Origin of the sequence: Taibaiella soli (assembly GCF_003236175.1) — a bacterium.
GTDB lineage: Bacteria > Bacteroidota > Bacteroidia > Chitinophagales > Chitinophagaceae > QKTW01.
On sequence record NZ_QKTW01000018.1, the window covers coordinates 37,764 to 57,006 of the forward strand.

General features: G+C 42.6%; 17 protein-coding genes and 1 tRNA gene. 13 read left to right on the plus strand and 5 right to left on the minus strand.

Annotation, left to right across the window (positions count from 1 at the left end):
* The first annotated feature begins 467 nt into the window (after nt 1-467).
* Both DN068_RS13110 and rmuC read left to right on the plus strand, forming a co-directional pair.
* The gene (locus tag DN068_RS13110) at nt 468-1,241 is read left to right on the plus strand and encodes a DNA-formamidopyrimidine glycosylase family protein (RefSeq protein ID WP_110999387.1); all 774 of its coding nucleotides are present in this window, start codon (nt 468-470) and stop codon (nt 1,239-1,241) included.
* 41 nt (nt 1,242-1,282) lie between these two features.
* On the plus strand, nt 1,283-2,617 hold the full coding sequence (gene rmuC / locus DN068_RS13115) for a DNA recombination protein RmuC (protein WP_110999388.1): 1,335 nt from the start codon (nt 1,283-1,285) through the stop codon (nt 2,615-2,617).
* Between the two features lie 176 nt (nt 2,618-2,793).
* Here rmuC and DN068_RS13120 read toward each other — a convergent pair whose 3' ends face one another.
* On the minus strand, nt 2,794-3,900 hold the full coding sequence (locus DN068_RS13120; protein WP_110999389.1) for a lipase family protein: 1,107 nt from the start codon (nt 3,898-3,900) through the stop codon (nt 2,794-2,796).
* Between the two features lie 403 nt (nt 3,901-4,303).
* Nucleotides 4,304-5,320 (minus strand): homoserine O-acetyltransferase MetX, encoded by a 1,017-nt coding sequence (metX, locus tag DN068_RS13125; RefSeq protein ID WP_110999390.1) that lies wholly within the window; start codon nt 5,318-5,320, stop codon nt 4,304-4,306.
* Nucleotides 5,321-5,435: 115 nt separating this feature from the next.
* Here metX and DN068_RS13130 point away from each other — a divergent pair, with 115 nt between their 5' ends.
* The 4 genes from DN068_RS13130 to DN068_RS13145 all read left to right on the plus strand — a co-directional run bounded on the left by DN068_RS13130 (nt 5,436) and on the right by DN068_RS13145 (nt 9,708).
* Nucleotides 5,436-5,855: an OsmC family protein gene (locus tag DN068_RS13130; RefSeq protein ID WP_110999391.1), complete on the plus strand. Its 420-nt coding sequence runs from the start codon at nt 5,436-5,438 to the stop codon at nt 5,853-5,855.
* Nucleotides 5,856-5,990: 135 nt separating this feature from the next.
* Nucleotides 5,991-7,154: a trans-sulfuration enzyme family protein gene (locus tag DN068_RS13135; protein WP_110999567.1), complete on the plus strand. Its 1,164-nt coding sequence runs from the start codon at nt 5,991-5,993 to the stop codon at nt 7,152-7,154.
* Between the two features lie 503 nt (nt 7,155-7,657).
* Entirely contained in the window at nt 7,658-8,839 is a 1,182-nt protein-coding gene (locus DN068_RS13140; RefSeq protein WP_110999392.1) for a hypothetical protein, read from the plus strand.
* The gene (locus DN068_RS13145; RefSeq protein WP_110999393.1) at nt 8,836-9,708 is read left to right on the plus strand and encodes a tetratricopeptide repeat protein; all 873 of its coding nucleotides are present in this window, start codon (nt 8,836-8,838) and stop codon (nt 9,706-9,708) included. Before DN068_RS13140 ends, DN068_RS13145 begins: the two co-directional genes overlap by 4 nt.
* Nucleotides 9,709-9,787: 79 nt before the next feature.
* Here the strand turns inward: DN068_RS13145 and DN068_RS13150 are convergent, their stop codons facing one another.
* From DN068_RS13150 to DN068_RS13160, 3 genes are all read right to left on the minus strand, one after another.
* Entirely contained in the window at nt 9,788-10,438 is a 651-nt protein-coding gene (locus tag DN068_RS13150) for an NAD(P)-dependent oxidoreductase (protein ID WP_110999394.1), read from the minus strand.
* Nucleotides 10,439-10,591: 153 nt separating this feature from the next.
* Nucleotides 10,592-11,002, minus strand: a complete 411-nt coding sequence (locus tag DN068_RS13155; RefSeq protein WP_110999395.1) for an RrF2 family transcriptional regulator — start codon at nt 11,000-11,002, stop codon at nt 10,592-10,594.
* 74 nt (nt 11,003-11,076) lie between these two features.
* Nucleotides 11,077-11,802 carry a peptidase associated/transthyretin-like domain-containing protein gene (locus tag DN068_RS13160; RefSeq protein WP_110999396.1) on the minus strand — a complete coding sequence of 242 codons (726 nt, stop codon included), beginning with the start codon at nt 11,800-11,802 and terminating at the stop codon, nt 11,077-11,079.
* 89 nt (nt 11,803-11,891) lie between these two features.
* On the opposite strand from DN068_RS13160, the gene DN068_RS13165 reads away from it, so the two are divergent.
* From DN068_RS13165 to DN068_RS13195, 7 genes are all read left to right on the plus strand, one after another.
* Nucleotides 11,892-12,929, plus strand: coding sequence for a quinone-dependent dihydroorotate dehydrogenase (locus tag DN068_RS13165; protein WP_110999397.1), 1,038 nt, complete (start codon nt 11,892-11,894; stop codon nt 12,927-12,929).
* Nucleotides 12,930-13,709 carry a TerC family protein gene (locus DN068_RS13170; protein WP_110999398.1) on the plus strand — a complete coding sequence of 260 codons (780 nt, stop codon included), beginning with the start codon at nt 12,930-12,932 and terminating at the stop codon, nt 13,707-13,709.
* A gap of 220 nt (nt 13,710-13,929) precedes the next feature.
* Nucleotides 13,930-14,949 (plus strand): tetratricopeptide repeat protein, encoded by a 1,020-nt coding sequence (locus tag DN068_RS13175; protein ID WP_110999399.1) that lies wholly within the window; start codon nt 13,930-13,932, stop codon nt 14,947-14,949.
* A 264-nt stretch (nt 14,950-15,213) separates the two neighbouring features.
* The gene (gene rpe, locus DN068_RS13180) at nt 15,214-15,867 is read left to right on the plus strand and encodes a ribulose-phosphate 3-epimerase (RefSeq protein WP_110999400.1); all 654 of its coding nucleotides are present in this window, start codon (nt 15,214-15,216) and stop codon (nt 15,865-15,867) included.
* A gap of 29 nt (nt 15,868-15,896) precedes the next feature.
* On the plus strand, nt 15,897-18,350 hold the full coding sequence (locus tag DN068_RS13185; RefSeq protein WP_110999401.1) for a TonB-dependent receptor: 2,454 nt from the start codon (nt 15,897-15,899) through the stop codon (nt 18,348-18,350).
* A 153-nt stretch (nt 18,351-18,503) separates the two neighbouring features.
* Nucleotides 18,504-18,576 (plus strand) — tRNA-Lys (locus DN068_RS13190).
* A gap of 117 nt (nt 18,577-18,693) precedes the next feature.
* Nucleotides 18,694-19,170, plus strand: a complete 477-nt coding sequence (locus DN068_RS13195; protein WP_123985342.1) for a hypothetical protein — start codon at nt 18,694-18,696, stop codon at nt 19,168-19,170.
* The last annotated feature ends 73 nt before the right edge of the window (nt 19,171-19,243 follow it).

Consider the following 19,243-nt stretch of genomic DNA (forward strand, 5'->3'; position numbering starts at 1 on the left):
ATCAAATCCGTTTTCTGAAAGATGCTTGAGTGCAATACCTATTGTTACACCCGTTTCCTTGACAATGATATCTGCAATCTCGTTCTGGCGCTATGCTACAGCTTTTTTAACGTCACCATCAACAGCTTCCAGTATCAGCAGACCTTCTTTAATTCCGACCGGAATGCGTTGTCGAAATAGGGTAAGTTGCTGTTTGTGGCTATTGTTCATTGGCATGAAATTAATGAAATCGTAGCGTGTATTAAAGAGGCAGTCAGAGACTGCATTCGGGTTTCGACACGAGAGCGCAACGCTAACTCTCGCGCCAGTTTATGTCTTCGCTATATTAACACTCGCCTAGTGTAACGTGGGTTCCGCACATTTACCACATTCAACACATTCCCACATTTCATTTTTACATTTTCAAATTACCATTGCCAAATTATCGAATTGCCGAATTAGCCTACCTTTATACAAACACTTTCACTATGCCAGAATTACCGGATTTATCGGCCTTCAGCCACAATCTGCAAAAGAAGCTGAAAGGAAAAACAATCAGGAATATTGAGATCCATTCTGCAAAGAAATTAAATGCTACACATGCTGATTTTGAAAAGGCACTAAAACATCAGACGTTTAAAAAAATAGTGCGTGATGGTAAAGAACTTTATTTTACAACGAAAGATGGAACTGTCGTTGCTTTACATCTCATGTTGCGTGGGCAGTTATTTGTAGATGATAAAGAGCATAAAAGCGCTGTTGTAACAATTACATTTGATGACGATACTAAGTTTACGATGGCCGATTATCAAGGTCTGGCGAATATTCGGTTAAATCCCGAAGAACCGGACGCGCCGGATGCATTGGCAACCTCAGTGACGCTTTCTTATTTCAGAGATCAACTAGCATCCACTAAAGCAACGATCAAAAATTTTTTGTTAGATCAGCATAATTTACGCGGCATCGGTAATGCGTATGCCGATGAAATTCTCTGGGATGCCCGTATTTCGCCGTTTTCTATTTGCAGCAAAATTCCAGAGGAACAAGTGGAGGAATTGTATCATTCCATCAGAAAGGTTTTGGAGCACGCCGAAAAGCAGATCCTGAAATCAAACCCTGATATCATCAGCGGCGAAGTGCGCGATTTTATGGTGATTCACAATGCCAGCAAAACAGAAAGTCCGGATGGTGCAAAGATTCATCAAAAGGTTGCCGGAGGTCGCAAAACTTACTATACGGACGAGCAGGAATTGTTTAAATAAAATATTAGAAAATAGCATCTTTACAGGAAATAACGAGGATTATGATTGGTTATGGATTGATAGTCGCTGCTTTGATGATTGGTATTTTACTGGGTTGGATTATTGCCAGGTCTATGCAGTCGAAAAATGTTGTGAATGCAGCTGCGGTAGATGAAATAAGACAACAACTGAAAGATACGCAGCAATCGAAAGATGCGATAACAGGGCAATTGCAGGAGGCAAACAAAACGATCGCGAAACTGGATGCCATGCTGGATTTTAAACAAGAAAAACTGGAAACACAGGCACAGGAAATTGAAAATATAGGTCAGCGTTTTGAAGCGCAATTCAAAATACTGGCGAATAATATTCTTGAGGAAAAAGCAGAACGTTTTGCACAGCAGCAGGAGAGCAGTCTGAAAATTATTCTGGATCCGTTGAAGGAAAACATTCAAAACTTCAAACAAGAGTTTGAATCCAAAATCAAAACCGAATCAGACGAACGGATTTCTTTGCGCGAGCAAATCAAACAAATGGTTGGTCTCAACCAAACATTGTCTGAACAGGCCAACAGCCTCACACAGGCGCTTCGCGGGAATGTGAAACAACAGGGTAACTGGGGCGAAATGATCCTGGAGCGGATTCTGGAACACACCGGTTTGCAAAAGAATGTGCATTATTTTGTTCAGGAACGTTCGCAAAATGATTCTGGTCAAATCATTCAGCCGGATGTTGTTATTAAATATCCTGATCAACGTGTTATTATCATTGATGCGAAAGTATCACTGGTACACTACGAAAGTTATATTCAATCGAAAAACGAAACAGAGCAACAACAGAACCTCACGCTGATGATTCGTTCTGTAAAAGCGCATATCGACGGATTGAGTGCAAAATCTTATCATGAGTTTAATAATGCACTGGATTTTGTAATGATGTTCGTTCCTGTGGAAGCTGCTTATATTACTGTAATGCAGGCAGAGCCTGATCTTTGGCAATATGCATATCACAAACGTGTGCTGTTGATTAGTCCTACGAATCTGATTGCTGCTATGAAGCTGGTCAATGATCTTTGGCAACGCGATGGCGTGAACAAGAACGCGCAAAATATTGCAGATCGTGCGGTGAAGATTTATGAGAAGCTGGTAAGCTTTGTTGACAATTTTGAAAAAGTAGGAACGCAGATTGACCGGGCACATGATGTGTGGCAAGATGCGTTTAAACAACTTTCACGTGGTAAAGGAAATCTGATTAGTCAGGCAGAACAGATGAAACAGCTGCGTTTAAATACCCAGAAGAAGTTACCCACAACGATAGTGGAACAGGCAATGATGGAAGACGAAGCCTCCTCTAGCTCCTCCGAAGGAGGAGAACTCCCAACGCACGCTTCGGCTTGATGAGCGGTGAGTCGTCACTTGCTTGCGTAGAGTATTCATAATGTAGTTGAATTGCATAACCACACTGTCATGTCGACGGAAGGAGACATCCCGCGTAATATGGGATTCCGGCACATTTGGTCTCTGCTAGGATGGCAAACGTATCTACACTTTTTTTTGACTTTTGACTTTTGACTTTAAGGAACGTACCGTTCCGCCAGGTACAAATACGGGTCCATAAAATGATGCGCGAATACATTTGTTTTGCTGTCGGGGAAATGCCTGAAGTATTCAGCGTCTGCTTTTAGTACGATAATCGTTCCCGCAGGCATGTAACAGAAGCTGTTGTAGAATGGCGGCTTTTGCATTTCCGTCATCGTTTTAATCGCCTGTTTGTACATCATATCACCCAGGTATTTTTTATAACGTCGCAATAATTTATAGCCCGGATTTCTCAAGCGTTTGTAGCCAATATTGAAAACAAGATTGACCGGGAATTTTTGTTTCTTAATCAATTTTTGCGCGTCGGTAAATGGATTGACCGTATTAAAATCATGAACCGTCTGTAAGGTCAGCGGCGTTTCTGGCACCCAGTCCTCTGTATTCAAAACCGTAAAGCCCCAACCGCTGCGGGTCAGGTGATCATAGTCATAAGCGTAGTACAGATTGCCTGGTTTCGGTGCTGCACTACAGTAAGTTTTGATGGTAATATCCTGAGGTAATTGTTTCGTTCGTCGCAGATAATCGAAGTAGGAGCGTAGCAGGAATGCGATAGCGCCGCCCTGACTGTGACCCATAATGATGAAATCGTGAATGCCCGCTTTGTAACAGGAATCCACTTTCGGAATCATTGTCTGACAAATGGAAGCCATACCAATCAGCCAGCCTACATGTACAGCAGCTTTCGGATTATCCGCTAATTCGTAATGGAATTTTTGAGTATTTGAAAGTTGCAGATCGCCTTTTGCAGGAACCATTGCTGCGTAAAAGTTTTCGAGCCAGCTTACCATGTGTGCGGTAGTGCCACGAACGCTTAATACGGCTACCTTTTCCGACTTGTGAATCCAGAGATCCCAACGATTGTCTAATCCATTGACGGGCGACCGGTAAGTCCACTGAAAATATTGCGGATCGGGTATTTTCATTTTCCATGGCGTGTCCAATTGTCGTGCAGAAACCTTTAGTAACTCTTTGTATTCCTCAATGTCAAAACCCGCTTTGAGTACACTTCCCGACACATTTTTACTGAAGGTAAAAAGATAGAAACACAGACAAAAGGTGAATAAGCTTTTCAACAGTTTCATGGTGCGGATTTTTCTTAAAAATAGCTAAAAGCGCAAAGCTAAAAGCATAACGCTTTTCCTCATTTTATCTTACTGTATGAGGGTGCTTACGCAACACACTCGGCCTAAGGAAACTCGGCGTTAAGAAATGAAATGCAGACTGCGTAAAGCAATTATGATGGCTATAAGAATTGTTAGGTATGACTATAGATTTTCCTGGCATAGTAATGACGCCAAATAGTAAGCTTCAGATTGCCACGTTGTACCTCCCCGCAACAGCTGTATGCCTTCGTCGTCCTGAACGAAGTGTAGGGATTAGCCATAGTTTCCTTAAGCCTTGAATTTTTGGTTACTTTTTTTTCAGGAAAAAAGTGACAGACGACAAGGGGGCTTTAACAAGAGTGATGTATCAACGGCTGCCACTTTACCAGGTTAACCATTCACGAAGTTTTACCGAAATTTTTTCTGCTTCGACTAAAAAACCGTCATGGCCGTAACTGGAGTCAATAATTTCCAAGCGGCAATTAGGTAAATGCGCCGCGATAAATTTTTGTTCTTGTACTGGGCAAAGAATATCACTGCTGATACCTATCAGTAACGTAGGTGTTTTGATCGTCTGTAAAACCCCTTCTATCGATTGTTTCCGGCCGCGGGCAATATTGTGTGAATCCATTGCTTTGGTCAGATACCAATAGCTGTAAGCGTTGAAGCGCTTTGTTAGTTTATCGCCCTGGTAATTGATGTAAGAAGATGCCTTGAAATCCTCAATTTTTTCGTTGTCTTCATCCGTCTGTTGTGCTACCATCAGCTCATAATTACGATAGGTAAGCATGCCAATTGCACGTGCGGCCTTCAACCCTTTGCTGCCAGCTTCCGGAGTATTGGCATTCCAGCTGACGTCTGCTTCAATAGCCAGCCTTTGTGCTGTATGAATAGCAATGCCCCAGGCGCTTTCTGCAGGAGAAGTCGCCAGGAGGAACAGACGTTCTGCCAAATCAGGATTCATTACAGCCCATTCCATCGCCTGATACCCGCCCATGCTGCCGCCTACGAGTAATTTTATTTTTTCGATGCCCAGTTCCTTTCGCAGCAAATCATGCGCACGCACCATATCCCGAATGGTAATAGTAGGAAAACTGTGTAAATACGCTTGTTTGGTAATCGGATTCACATCTAGCGGGCCTGTGGAACCATATGCAGAACCCAGGATATTGGCACAGATGATGAAATGTTCGGCGGGGTCAATCGCGCAACCGGCTCCAATCATTCCCGGCCACCAATCGGCTACATCAGCATTAGCTGTGAGTGCGTGGCAAACCCATATGGCATTGTTTTTTTCGGCGTTTAATGCGCCATAAGTGCAATAAGCGATTTTAAGGGAAGGAAGAACCGTGCCGCATTCAAGCGGAAATGGCTGGTTGTACGAAAATGACTCCGTCATTGTTGGGATTTAATGCCGCAAGGTAAAAAATTAGCTGAAAGCTTAAAGTATAAAGCTGAAAGCTTCTATGCCATGGTTCTGAAATCCGCTTACATTTGTAAAAAGGATTTTTCATATGAACACGATAGAAATAGTGCGGACTATGGCCGATTTCGGCTTTGATGCCAAAGATGAAGCCGGTCATGTTATTAAAATGGATACCAGCGATGATAGCGGTGGAAAGAACTACGGCGCACGTCCGATGCAAACGCTATTGATGGGTCTTGGCGGTTGTAGTGGTATCGATGTGGTTTCTATCATGAAAAAACAACGCCAGGAGCTGACTCATTTTAAGATGATTATTAAGGGGCAGCGTGAAGCAGATAAAATCCCGGCGCTTTGGGAAAAAATCCACATCATCTTCGAGCTCGGCGGCAATAATCTCGATGAGTCAAAAGCCAAACAAGCAATCACGCTATCCATCGACAAATATTGTTCCGTTGCCGAAACCTTGAGAAGAGCAGGCGCGGCGATTACGTGGGAACTCCGGATGTGAGCTGTGAATAGTGAGTTGTGAGTTGTCCGTAATTATCGGGTATCAATGGTGCAAAACTCTACGAGCAACTCACAACTGACAACTGACCACTCACAAAAAAGCACTCACAATTCACAACTGACAACTCACAAAAACATGCATCCAACCACCAAAGCTATCCGTATCCAAACCGAGCGTACCAATGAAATGGAGCACGCAACGCCGATGTTCCTCACGAGCAGTTTTTGTTTTGATAATGCAGAAGACATGCGCGCTGCATTTGCCGATGAAACCGACGATAATATTTACAGCCGTTTCAGTAATCCGAATGTGCAGGAATTTACCGATAAAATTTGCGCGCTCGAAGGCGCAGAAGCAGCGTTTGCGACAGCGTCAGGTATGAGTGCAGTGTTTGCATCGTTCATGGCATTGCTGAAACAAGGCGATCATTTACTGGCCTGTAATTCCATTTTCGGAAGTACGCACACCATCATCACAAAGTATTTGCCGAAATACGGTATTGAATATAGTTATGTTAGCGCAGATAAGCCGGGAGAATGGGCCGCGGCAATTAAGCCGAACACCAAAATGATTTACATCGAGACACCCACCAATCCGGGTTTGGATCTCGTAGATCTGGAAATGGTAGGTAGGCTGGCGAAAGAACACAATCTTATTTTGAATGTAGACAACTGCTTCGCAACACCGGTGATTCAAACGCCCATTCAATATGGTGCAGATCTGGTGGTACATTCAGCTACCAAATGGATCGACGGGCAGGGACGCGTATTGGGTGGTGTGATTGCCGGAAGAAAAGATCTGATCAAAGATATTTATCTGTTTTGCAGAAGCACAGGTCCGTCGTTGTCGCCATTTAATGCTTGGGTGTTAAGCAAAAGTCTGGAGACGCTCGACGTGCGCATGGAACGCCACAGCAACAATGCTTTTTATCTCGCAGAAAAATTAGAAAATCATCCGAAGATCAGCTGGTTAAAATATCCTTTTCTGCCTTCGCATCCGCAATATGCGATTGCCAGGAAGCAAATGCAAAGCGGCGGTGGTATCGTTTGTTTTGAACTTGCCGGTGGATTAGACAGCGGGCGTAAATTTTTAGATGCATTAAAAATGCTCTCCCTCACAGCCAATCTCGGCGATACACGCAGCATCGCATCACATCCTGCAAGTACAACGCACGCCAAGCTCACCGAAGCGGAGCGTCAAGCCGTGAACATTACTCCTGGGCTGATTCGTATTTCGGTAGGATTAGAACATAGAGATGATGTGTTGAATGATATTTTGCAGGCGCTGGAGTTGTGTTGATAGGGAAAAAAAGGTAAATAGTTAAGTCGTAATAAACAAGAAATAGCTGTCTGTTTTCAGGCAGCTATTTTTTTGAAAAAAATCGTTTTCAGCAATCGTGCTAACGGAGCCAAGTTTGGAATTGTCACTCCGAATTTGATGGTGGTATTTGTCTTTATATCCATTTGATTGTGTGATTTGGCACGAAAAATGATAGTTCAATTGACTAATACTATTTTCTTACCGTCAAAACTAAAAAAATGAAAGGCGCAAAAAGATTGTCAATCGAGGATTTGAAAAAGCAACAATTCTCACAAAACGTAGTCACCAACATAAACGCGATACGCGGAGGTTTGACAGCTAAGAATTGTCATGAAGAAGAAAAGAAAACTTCTGAGATTGAAATGTTTCAGAGAATGATGAAAATCTTGAATTGATTGTTAACCTTTTGGTTGATTAAGAGCAAAATTTGATAGAATCCTTTCGTTGAAATTGCCTTTAATCAACCATTCTTCTTTTTTCTTATGATATTAGATTTTGAAGTTGATATTTCTTTTTTGGAAAACAATCTAATTGAATTTGCTAATACAATTCGAACTCTTTTGTTTGAAGAGAATGAATCCATCTTTGAATTTATTGATATCGAGAGTGACGAGATTTTTCTTGAACCGTCGTTGTTCTCCTATTTTTTAAACAAAAATTTGGGGGGAGAATCTCCCTCGTTGTTACAACTATTATGGGGATACATGCATCCTAATAAACGACCATCGAATGTTGAGGTAATTGCTGATTCCGGTGGAATCGTAGTATTGCCGAATTATGGGTACATTGTTTGGGAGCCAAGGAAGCGTGGCAGGCTATTTTGGGACAAAGAGCAAGGCGTTCCTTATTTGAAAGAGTCTAATTTAGTGGTGGACGTAAAAATATTAGCTCCGAAATTTTTAGAAGGTTCGAATATTCGGTTAGCGATTAATCAACCGGAATTTCTTTTTCTTGATAATGGAACGGATATCTCAGAACAGGTGTTAAACACGACGGAAAGGTTTACTTCGACAATAAATGTTGCCTGGAGGAAAATGAAAACAACGGTCGGTGATTTTACTAGTTTTTTGGAGCGTACGAACAGAGAACTAATTTTATTTAATAGTGCCACTCAATATTCCAGAGCGTCATATTCCTATTATGGTACAGCATTTATTAATGTCTGTCGCAAAATGCCTACCGAAGTTTTTTTTATTGATGACATAGCCCACCAATGCGGACATGTTTTATTTTATGCATTGTCCTTACCATCGGATATTTTTTTGAAACATGCCGTTGGAACACCGCTACGTGAATTCAATCGGATCGATTGGGAAACGAGAGATATTTATGGTTGTTTTCATGGACTTTTTACCTACACGACGATTGTTTTTTGCTTAGATAAATTTATTGAACAGGAACAAAAGTCTGCAAATCTTAAACAAGAGGCTATTGGGAGGCTTTGTTTTTACATGGATAAATTTAGAAGGGATTTAGCGCATATGCATAACGGTCGAATCCTAACGGAAAAAGGGTTTGAATACTTCGATATGTTTCAGTCGGGATATGATCGTATTTTAAAAAAATATAAACATTACATCAGGGGTTCTGACTTCTCGAACCAGAGTTATCTTTTTGATTTTTCGGCATATAATTTACTAAACGAAACAAAATTATTTTCATGAAAGCGATTTATGGGCGTATACTTACTTGTGTTTCTATGGTAATTTGCATGGCTTGTACTCAAGCACAGTCACTACCTGAACAAGCGCTCCAAAAGAGCGACAAATATAAGGACTCCATTTTGCATAATTATTTAGAGCAAGGCGCATGGCTGTTCCCTTATTATTCGGAAAGTTGGCAAATCTATGTAGACAGTGCTTTACTTTTTCTACCGCAAGAAGCTTATCTGTGGCAGCAAAAAGGAATGCCTTATTTCAAAAAGATGAAGTATCAGGCTGGCATGCGTTTTCTTGATAGCGCTGTGAAGTATGACAGAAGAAGCTATATCGATTACCGCGCGTTTATGAAATGTATTTTTCAAAAAGATTATGTCAGTGCATTGGATGATTTTTGGGAAGCAAAGAACGTAAACGGGAACTCCGGCGTAATGGACCATCCTTATAATTTTTACATCGGACTGTGCCATTTGCAGCTAAATCATTTCGACAGCGCTCAGATTTATTTAGAGGGTTGTGTTGAAGAACAATTAAAGAACATGGGAAAAGATTGGGTGCACCCACTGCGCACATTTTACAGTGGAGTTGCTTGTTTTGAAAATAACCAATATTCGAAAGCCATTGCCTATTTCGACCAGAGTCTGGAACGATATCCTCATTTCTCGGATGCAGAATATTACAAAGCGCGTTGCCTGATTGGCTTGAAAAAATTCAAAGACGCTTATTTATTGATGAATCAGGCCGATGAAGATTTCAACAAGCACATTACCATCAATGAAGATAATGCGATCTATGAAAGATACCCGTATCAGATTAGCCGAGGTATGCTCAATGGTTATATCAACATTCTGAAAAAAATAAATGACTCCCTGTAAAGTGGTTCAGTTATAAAACTTAAAGTCGCTCCGGATATCTTCGGTGCGGCTTTGCTACTATCAATCTTCGCAGCAACAATTAATAAGCTGCAGTAAAGCGTTGTTTGATAAACGTATTTTTTTCCAGCGCATCTACAATTGCCACAGAAAGATCTTCTACAGAAAGACGGCTTTCCCCTTTTTCGTCAAACACCGGATTGTCGCGACCAGTTCTATAGCGACCGGTCCGGCCTTCGGTGATGGCTGGGTTCATTAAAATCGCCGGGCTGAAAAACGTCCAGTCGAGGTTTTCTTCATTGCGGATATGTGCCAGGTAATCACGTGCACCGAGAGCGCCTTGTTTGTATTCCGCCGGAAATTGCGGTGTATCTACCAGTTGCACTCCAGGTGCTATTTCCAGACTGCCCGCTCCGCCAATAATTATGATGCGGCTTACACCAGACTTTTTCGCTGCGTTTTCAATAGAACGCGCGCCTTTCATAAAGTCCTCGTAGATGTTGGGATTCGTCCAACCGGGATTGTAAGCACTGATGATCGCATCATTTCCTTTCAATGCATTTGCGAGTTCATCTTCATTAAAAACATCTGCTTTTACAGCAGCAACATCAGGCAATGATTTCACGTTTTCCGGATGACGTGTAATAGCTGTGATTTCATGACCGCGGCGTTGCAGTTCGCTTAAAAGTGCTGAGCCTACAAAACCGCTGGCTCCGATAAGTGCTACCTTCATTGGATTTTATTTTTATTAAGTTAATAAATAATGTGATTAAATGTGTTGAATGTGTGCAATGTGTTTAATTGGTAAAAGGTTAATTCGTTAAATGGTTAAAGTGATCGGTCATATTTAATGTAATTAAAAATGTTACAGTTTTGGTTAAAAAAATTATTTGAACCGATGGCAAAATTCAGCCAGGGTAATATTACCCAGCTTTTGCAGTACTGCCAGTTCGGCTATATCGTACAATTCGTCTAAATGCTGATTGATCTGTCGGCCCACCGGGCAGGCAGGATTTGGTTCATTTTTATTATAACCTAGCAGGGATTCGTTTCTGACAGCTTTGTAAACGTCTGCAAGCTTTATCTGAGCGGCAGGTTTTGCCAAATAGCTACCGCCGTTTTTTCCTTCTTTCGTCGCCACCAGACCATGGTTTCGGAGATTGCTCACTTCTTTGCGTACTAATACTGGATTGATGTTAATGCTGGAGGCGAGATACTCGGATGACAGCAATTCTTCTCCTGCCTGCTCTAGCAATGTCAGGATGTGAATAGAAGTTGCAAATCGTCCGTTGTTCATTCTGTAATTTTAATTATTACAGTACAAAGGTAGGCTGTTTTCTCTTTCAGCCAAATAAAATTTGAAAGCCTGGATTATTGAGCGCCGCGTGGTATTGATCTGCGTGGGTTAACAACGCCCGAACGATAAGCCTTCACTGAGTTCATTATGAACGAGTAGAAGTCGTAGTCCGTCATGCCGCGAAGCTGGTCGTAAGAAGGCCGGAAATTCTTCAGATATACTTTCACGCTGTCGCCGGAAAGGCCGGTAAATCGCTTAACCACCTGGCTGTTAAATACGTAATCGATATATTTTTCTTTCTCAAAATCGGAGAAATCATCCTGGAAGGCCCAGATTTGCTGACTGTATTTGCTCATGGCCGAGAATGGGTGATTCATCTTCTGAGCGGTGCTCATTTTCGCATATTCCAGCTCGTGTTTATACAGTTCGTGTAGTTTGATACTGTCTTCTTTCCAGTCTTTTGTCTTGTTTTTTACCAGGTATTCCGGTAATTCTACAGGTGCCTGTTTCAGGAAAATTTTAAAATAAGGAGGAATGGATCCGGCCGGAACACGGAGTTTTTCTACTTTATAGCCGCTTTTATAAAAAAGAATAAGCTGGCCCTGCTCCAGCGTTACGGCGAAATTGCCGAGGCTATCGGCGGTTACCATTGTGTTGGTAAATATATTCTGTATGGTGGCACCTGCTATCGGTTGTCTGGAATCGTAGTCCATTATGCTGCCGTGAACTTGTTGGGCATGAGCATAGGAACAAAAAAGGAAAAACAATAAACCAAGCCAGCCGGCGATGTATTTATACATATGTCCGATAAAATTACATTTTCGATTTCAAGAGTAGAATCGCTTTTTGTTAAAAAAGGTTAAAAGCAGTCTTAGTATCTTTGGGCCCAATGTACAATTTAATCAGAAACATCCTTTTTCGCGTTGACCCGGAAAAAATACATTATTGGGCAATGCGTCGCCTCACTTTCGCGTATGGTCAACCGATGATGCGCAACTGGCTGCGTAAAAATTTTGTGGTTGAAAGCCCGGTGCTGGAGCGTACGCTCTGGGGAATTCGTTTTCCAAATCCTGTAGGACTTGCGGCCGGTTTTGATAAAGATGCCAGATTTTCTGATCCGCTGGCTTGTCTTGGTTTCGGTTTTATAGAAATCGGAACGGTAACGCCGCGTTCGCAACCGGGTAATCCAAAACCGCGTTTGTTCCGTCTTCCGGAAGATAAGGCCGTGATCAACCGGATGGGGTTTAACAACGATGGCGCTGCCGCTGCCGCTGAACGTTTACGCAATCGTAAGGAAAAAATTGTGATCGGTGGGAACATCGGGAAGAACAAAGACACTCCCAACGAAGATGCGATCAAGGATTATGAAGCAGGTTTCCGTGCTTTGTATGATACCGTAGATTATTTTGTGGTGAATGTGAGCAGTCCGAATACACCTGGGCTGCGTGCTTTACAGGATAAAGGCCCGTTGATGGAAATCCTGAATCGTCTGCAGGTGATCAACCAGGAATTGGGTAAACCCAAACCAATTGCGTTGAAAATCGCTCCGGACTTGACGAATGAACAGCTCGACGATATTATTGAAATTGTGACCAGTACTAAAATTGCGGGTCTGGTAGCTACAAATACAACCATTGACCGCTCTGGTCTTACCAGCGATCAGCAAAAGGTTGAGTCGATTGGTGCAGGCGGGCTTAGCGGAAAACCATTGCGCGAACGTGCTACTGAAGTGATTCGCTATATCAGCCAGAAAAGTAATGGTAACATTCCGATCATCGCCGTAGGTGGTATTTTTACAGCAGAAGATGCATTAGAAAAACTAAACGCCGGTGCATCATTGGTGCAGGTTTACACGGGCTTTATTTATGAAGGTCCGGCTATTGCGTCCAATATTTGTAAAGGAATTTTAAAAGCTGTAAAAAAATAAATGAGTTATTTATTGACGCCTGATGCGCTCATCAGTCTTGTAACCCTTGCGCTGCTGGAAATTGTACTTGGCATCGACAACGTAATCTTTGTGTCCATCGTAATGGGCCGTCTGCCGAAAGAGAAGCAAGGTGCCGCACGGAAAATATGGATGTTTACCGGTATTGCCATTCGTGTGTTGCTGCTGGTAGGTCTTGGCTGGCTGATGCATAACCCGCTTTCGTTTAATATCGTCGGTTATAAATTTGAACTCGGGGAATTTGTACAGATTATCGGTGGTATTTTCCTTTTGTTTAAGACCGTTTCCGAAATACATCATAAACTGGAAGGCGATGAACATGAAGCAGAAGAAAAACAGGAGAAGAAAGTGGTGGGCGTCACTCTAATGGCCGCTGTAGTGCAAATTATGGTAATCGATCTCGTGTTTTCGTTTGATAGTATGATTACCGCAGTCGGACTTGCAAAGCATCTCGAGGTAATGATTCTGGCCGTTGTAATAGCGATGTTTATTATGTTTTTGTTTTCGGGAAAAATCTCCGATTTCATTCATAAACATCCTACGCTGCAGATGCTGGCGCTTTCATTCCTGGTATTGGTTGGTTTTACGCTTTTCTTCGAAGGTCTGAAGCCGCTGCACCATCAGGAAATTCCGAAAGGTTATATCTATTTTGCCATGGCATTTTCGTTTATCGTGGAAATCCTGAATATGAAGCTGAGGAAACGTAGTTCAAAACCAGTGGAGCTGAGATCGCCCAAGGCGGAAGACGTGAATGGTGAATAGTGATTTGGCCTCCTCTAACTCCTCCAAAGGAGAGGATTCCAAACACGAGTAGCTGTCAATTATTAATAGAATGGGTGACAAAAACGGTCATCGCAAAGAAAAACATTTTGCGAAAAATGAGTCTGCATAATGCGACTCGCTATGAGCGTTCTCCTCCTTTGGAGGAGTTAGAGGAGGCTTGATACTAAATACTTGATACTTTTTAAATTAAGTTTGCCACATGTTAGGCGGAAAATTAAAATACATAGTAATACTTATTGCGGGAGCTTCTTTCCTTTTTGCTTGTAATGATAAAGGGAAGAAAACCAGTACTACTGCCGTGGATGCAGTTTATGAGCGTCCGGGCGTGAAAGACCTGACTGATCAGATTGCCAGTGATCCAAAAAACGCCAAACTGTATTATCAGCGTGGTAATGTACTCGTACGTCTGCAGCTGGATACTTTTGCCATCAAAGATTTTCAACAGGCGGCAAAACTGGACTCTACCAAGGCCGAATATTTTAGCGCTGTTGGTAGTCTGATGTTTGAGCACAAAGATATTTCCGGTTCTCGTCCCTGGCTGCAAAAGGCCATGCAACTGAATCCGAAAGATCCGCGTGCGCACCTGAAATTTGCCAAATTGTTGTTGTTTCTGAAAGAATATCCAGGCGCATTTGACGAGATTAATACTGTATTGCGTCAGGATGTGTATAACCCGGAAGCGTATTTCCTGAAAGGACGTATTTATCAGGATCTGAAAGACACATCAAAAGCAATCTCCAGCTATCAGACAGCACTCCAGGTTGCACCGGATTATCGCGACGCAATTATTCAGCTGGGAACGATCTATGCAGCCAAGCATGATCAGATTGCGATCAAGTATTATGATAACGCATTCAAACTGGATACATCAGATGTTTTCCCACTTTATGCAAAAGGCGTTTTTTATCAGGAGCTGAACAATATGGAAGCCGCCAAGGAAATGTATAAAGCTTGTGTGCTTCGCGATAATCAGTATGCCAATGCGTATTTTAATATGGGCTTCGTTTTGATGCAGCAAGATTCCACCGAGAAAGCATTGCGTCAGTTTGACCTCGTGACTAAAATCACACCAAACGATCCGGATGCGTATTATAATCGTGGGAAATGCCATGAAAAACTGGGACAAAAACAAGAAGCCATTGCTGATTACAAACAAGCGCTGGTGTTTGATAAAGACTATAAAGATGCGACTGCGGCGCTCAAACGTCTAGGCAATTGACAGTTGACAGTGACCAAACGGGACGCACAATTGACAATTCACAACTCATTTGTCAGGCTGAGCGGAGTCGAAGCCCGCATTTATCCTTCGACTCCGCTCAGGATGACACAGCGGGGAAATTGACCGCTCAGAATGACACAGAAGGGGAATTGACCGCTCAGGATGACACGAGATTGACCATTGACCATTGACCATTCATCATTCACCATTTTTGACTTTTACTCAAACAATCACAAATTTTAAATCTTAAATCTCCAATATACAATGCCAATTATTGCACCTTCTATACTATCAGCGGATTTTCTGAACCTGGGCCGCGACATTGAAATGGTAAACAACAGCGAAGCCGATTGGTTTCACCTGGATGTGATGGACGGACGTTTTGTACCGAACATCAGCTATGGTATGTCTATCATTTCTCAGATGAAAAAAGCAGCGAAAAAAACATTCGATGTGCATCTGATGATCGTAGAACCAGAAAAATACATCACCGAATTTGCGAAAGCAGGCGCTGATATCCTGACCGTTCACCTGGAAGCGTCTACGCATCTTCATCGCAACATTCAGGCGATCAAAGCTGCTGGTATGAAAGCGGGTGTTGCCCTGAATCCGCACACGCCAGTGCATATGCTGGATGATATTTTGTGCGATTTGGATCTCGTTCTGATCATGAGTGTCAATCCTGGTTTCGGTGGACAAAAATTTATTGATCACTCAATTCAGAAAATCCGCCAGCTGCGTAAAATGATCGAAGATCGCGGTATTGATACCGTTATTGAAGTAGATGGTGGTGTGACGCTGGAAAATGCGCCGATTTTGGTAAAAGCGGGTGCCGATGCCCTGGTAGCAGGAAACACGGTGTTCTCCGCGCCAGATCCGGTAGAAATGATCAAAAAGCTCAAAGCTGTCGGAAAATAATTCTATCTTTTAACCGTTTAGATGGTTATATGTTCCAAAAAATCGCCTGCCTGTTTCTATGTGTCTGCTTCGCGGTAACGTCCTTCGCCCAAAAAGGCATGGCGACGATCCACGGTATTGTCAGAGACGAACAGGGAAATGCTTTAGATGCAGCTACCATTGCGGTGCAGGGAACGGGTGTTGGTACCCAGTCCAGTACTGAAGGTAAATACCAGTTGGAAGTGCCTGCCGGTCATAGTATCACCGTGGTGTTTAGCTACCTCAACTATAACGCAGTTAAAAAGAACATGCAACTGCTGCATGGCGAAAAACGGACCATTGATATTACGTTGAAAGGCGGATCGAACGTACTTCAGGAAGTAGTCAAAAAAGCGGACAAACGTGGTGAAGCCGGGTCCGTTGTGCTTGATGCTCGTCAGGCCGATTATATGCCAAGTACAGTTGGCGGTATCGAAGGCATGATTAAGATGCTGGTTGGTTCCAACAATGAAATGACTTCGCAGTATTCAGTGCGCGGTGGTAACTACGATGAAAACCTTGTTTATGTAAACGATTTCGAAATCTATCGTCCATATCTCGTTCGTTCCGGTCAGCAAGAAGGGTTGAGCTTTATCAATCCGGATATGGTGAGCGGTGTAAACTTTTCTCTCGGCGGTTTTCAGGCGAAGTACGGCGATAAGATGTCCAGCGTGCTGGATGTAACGTACAAGCGTCCGAAGAAATTTGCAGCAACAGCAATGGTGAGTCTTTTAGGTGCTGGCCTTACTTTAGAGGGTGCTACCAAAAACGAACGACTCAGCTATATGGTGAGCATTCGTCAGAAAAGCAACCAATACCTTTTGCAGTCTCAGCCTACCAAAGGTGTGTACAATCCGTCGTTCACTGATTTTCAGGGAGTGCTTGATTATAAACTAAGTGAAAAATGGGACCTGGAATTGATCGCTAACTATTCACGTAACCGTTTTAGTTATGTTCCAGAAGAAATGACCTCGAGCTTTGGTGTGGTCAACCAGGCCTTTCAGCTCAGAGTGTTTTACGAAGGAAACGAAATCGATCAGTATGATTCCAAGTTTGGTGGTCTCTCCGCGACCTACCATCCCAATAAAAATTTACGCCTGAAATTTATGGCATCCGGCTATCAGACCGACGAAAAAGAAACGTTTGATATCAGCGGTGAATATCTGTTAGGCGAGTTGGAAACCGATATTGGTAAATCGAATTTCGGGCAGATCAAAACTTATCTAGGTACCGGTGTCATCCAGGATCACGGACGTAACTATCTCCAAATCGGAACAGGAGATGTGGGCCACCGCGGTTCGTACACGATGAAAAAACATTTCTTGTTGTGGGGCCTTGATGCGGCGTATTTTAGCATCAATGACCAGCTGCATGAGTGGGAACGCCGCGATTCATCAGGGTTTACGCAGCCGTACAATCCGAATGAACTGCAGATGGCAACACTTTATGATTCCAAATCCGATTTCACTTACATGCGTTATTCTGGCTTTGTGCAAGACAACTTCCGTGTGAGCGATTCTGTAGATCTTACATTTTCTGTTGGTGCGCGTTTCAATTACAGCACACTCAACAATGAGATGATTGTGAGTCCGCGTGTGCAGGCTGCTTACAAGCCGAAATGGAAGCATGATATCGTTTTCCGTGCCGCTGCAGGCATTTATGCACAGCCGCCATTTTATCGCGAAATGCGTGATCTGCAAGGTAACATCAACACAGATCTGAAAGCGCAGAAATCAATGCACATCGTTGCGGGAACAGATTATAACTTCAAATGGGGCAGCAGTCCGTTTAAATTCACAACGGAGTTTTACTACAAAAATCTTTGGGACCTCGTTCCTTACTTCTACGACAATGTGCGTATCCGCTATTATGGGCGTAATGACGCTGTAGGGTACGTTTACGGCGGTGAGATGCGTTTGTATGGTGATCTCGTAAAAGATGCGCCATCCTGGGTAAGCGTTGGCTTAATGAAAGCCGCGCAGAATATTACGGACAACAAAGTAACTTATAAAAATGCCGCAGGGCAGGATAGCGCAACTGTTGCGCCAGGTTATATTCCATTGCCTTCAGATCAGCGCGTGATGTTTGGCATGTATTTCCAGGATTATCTGCCGCGTAATAAAAACTTCCGCATGAACCTTAACCTGATTTACTCAACAGGTTTGCCGTTCAATGCGCCGAGTACTTATCCGGTGCTCAACAACCTTCGTCTGCCGGATTATAAACGTGTAGATATCGGTTTCTCTGCGCTGCTGCTGGATGGTGCGAAGACAGATCGTCCATCGCACAGTTTCTTCCGCAATGTGCAATCAATCTGGGCCGGTCTCGAAGTGTTTAACCTCTTAGGTATTCAGAATACGATCTCTTATTCCTGGATACAAGATCAGACATCGGGTAAAACATTTGCGGTGCCGAATAGACTTACTTCACGTTTGCTGAACGTAAAACTGATCGTAAAAATATAATTAGGATAAAAAATATTCTTTCTGTAATCCTTTTCCAGTAAGCGTTTGAAGGAAAGTTTGTAAAATTTTGCAACAAAGGTTTGGAAGGAAAGAGTTTCTGCCTATCTTTGCAGCCCATTCAGAAACAACGAAGGTTGCTAAAATGAAAGGAAAGATTCCGTAGCTCAGTTGGTAGAGCAATACACTTTTAATGTATGGGTCTTGGGTTCGAGTCCCAACGGGATCACAGAAAGCTTCACAGAAATGTGAGGCTTTTTTGTTTTTACCCAGGCACCCCGGCTCTGAAGGGAGGTGTTGTTTCATCAGCTCTGTCTATTTTGAAAAATATTTTAAAAGATTCCCTATGACCACGTTTCAACTTTTTTCGATTTTCTCACCAATCTTTGCGGCAATTACTGTTGCCTTTTTTACATTTCGATATGCGATTAAAAGCAAGAAATTTGATCTGCTTTATGCAAGTAAGATTCCTGCTTTTAAAGAAGTAGCTGCTAGATTAACAGACTTCAAAATGTCTTGTCTGGGAACATATGCGCAGTGTAAAGGAATGGGGTTTAATCCATATGAAGTAACCAATTCGGCACTTGGACATCGTACGGAAATTACTTTGGCGGTTGAGCAAAATGCGGTTTTTTTATCGGAAGTAAGCCGTAAGGAAATAGATGGTTTGCTAAATAGTATCGGTCACCTTTGTAATATTGAACTTTCATTAGCAGGAGGCTATGAGGACGATCGAGGAGATTACTCCGAGATATATCTAAAAGCGAGTGAAATGGCTGAAGGAATAATTAACTCACTTTATAGAGAATTGAACCTAATATAGAGGATTGCTTAAGATTTATCTATCCAATTAAGCAATGATAGAAGTTCAATGTCAAGTAAATAGAAAAGCCCCG

Bases quoted from the DNA above. Each gene is read 5' to 3' on its own strand.
- DN068_RS13110 (WP_110999387.1), top strand. From the start codon at position 468: ATGCCAGAATTACCGGATTTATCGGCCTTCAGCCACAATCTGCAAAAG.
- rmuC (WP_110999388.1), top strand. From the start codon at position 1,283: ATGATTGGTTATGGATTGATAGTCGCTGCTTTGATGATTGGTATTTTA.
- DN068_RS13120 (WP_110999389.1), bottom strand. From the start codon at position 3,900: ATGAAACTGTTGAAAAGCTTATTCACCTTTTGTCTGTGTTTCTATCTT.
- metX (WP_110999390.1), bottom strand. From the start codon at position 5,320: ATGACGGAGTCATTTTCGTACAACCAGCCATTTCCGCTTGAATGCGGC.
- DN068_RS13130 (WP_110999391.1), top strand. From the start codon at position 5,436: ATGAACACGATAGAAATAGTGCGGACTATGGCCGATTTCGGCTTTGAT.
- DN068_RS13135 (WP_110999567.1), top strand. From the start codon at position 5,991: ATGCATCCAACCACCAAAGCTATCCGTATCCAAACCGAGCGTACCAAT.
- DN068_RS13140 (WP_110999392.1), top strand. From the start codon at position 7,658: ATGATATTAGATTTTGAAGTTGATATTTCTTTTTTGGAAAACAATCTA.
- DN068_RS13145 (WP_110999393.1), top strand. From the start codon at position 8,836: ATGAAAGCGATTTATGGGCGTATACTTACTTGTGTTTCTATGGTAATT.
- DN068_RS13150 (WP_110999394.1), bottom strand. From the start codon at position 10,438: ATGAAGGTAGCACTTATCGGAGCCAGCGGTTTTGTAGGCTCAGCACTT.
- DN068_RS13155 (WP_110999395.1), bottom strand. From the start codon at position 11,002: ATGAACAACGGACGATTTGCAACTTCTATTCACATCCTGACATTGCTA.
- DN068_RS13160 (WP_110999396.1), bottom strand. From the start codon at position 11,802: ATGTATAAATACATCGCCGGCTGGCTTGGTTTATTGTTTTTCCTTTTT.
- DN068_RS13165 (WP_110999397.1), top strand. From the start codon at position 11,892: ATGTACAATTTAATCAGAAACATCCTTTTTCGCGTTGACCCGGAAAAA.
- DN068_RS13170 (WP_110999398.1), top strand. From the start codon at position 12,930: ATGAGTTATTTATTGACGCCTGATGCGCTCATCAGTCTTGTAACCCTT.
- DN068_RS13175 (WP_110999399.1), top strand. From the start codon at position 13,930: ATGTTAGGCGGAAAATTAAAATACATAGTAATACTTATTGCGGGAGCT.
- rpe (WP_110999400.1), top strand. From the start codon at position 15,214: ATGCCAATTATTGCACCTTCTATACTATCAGCGGATTTTCTGAACCTG.
- DN068_RS13185 (WP_110999401.1), top strand. From the start codon at position 15,897: ATGTTCCAAAAAATCGCCTGCCTGTTTCTATGTGTCTGCTTCGCGGTA.
- DN068_RS13195 (WP_123985342.1), top strand. From the start codon at position 18,694: ATGACCACGTTTCAACTTTTTTCGATTTTCTCACCAATCTTTGCGGCA.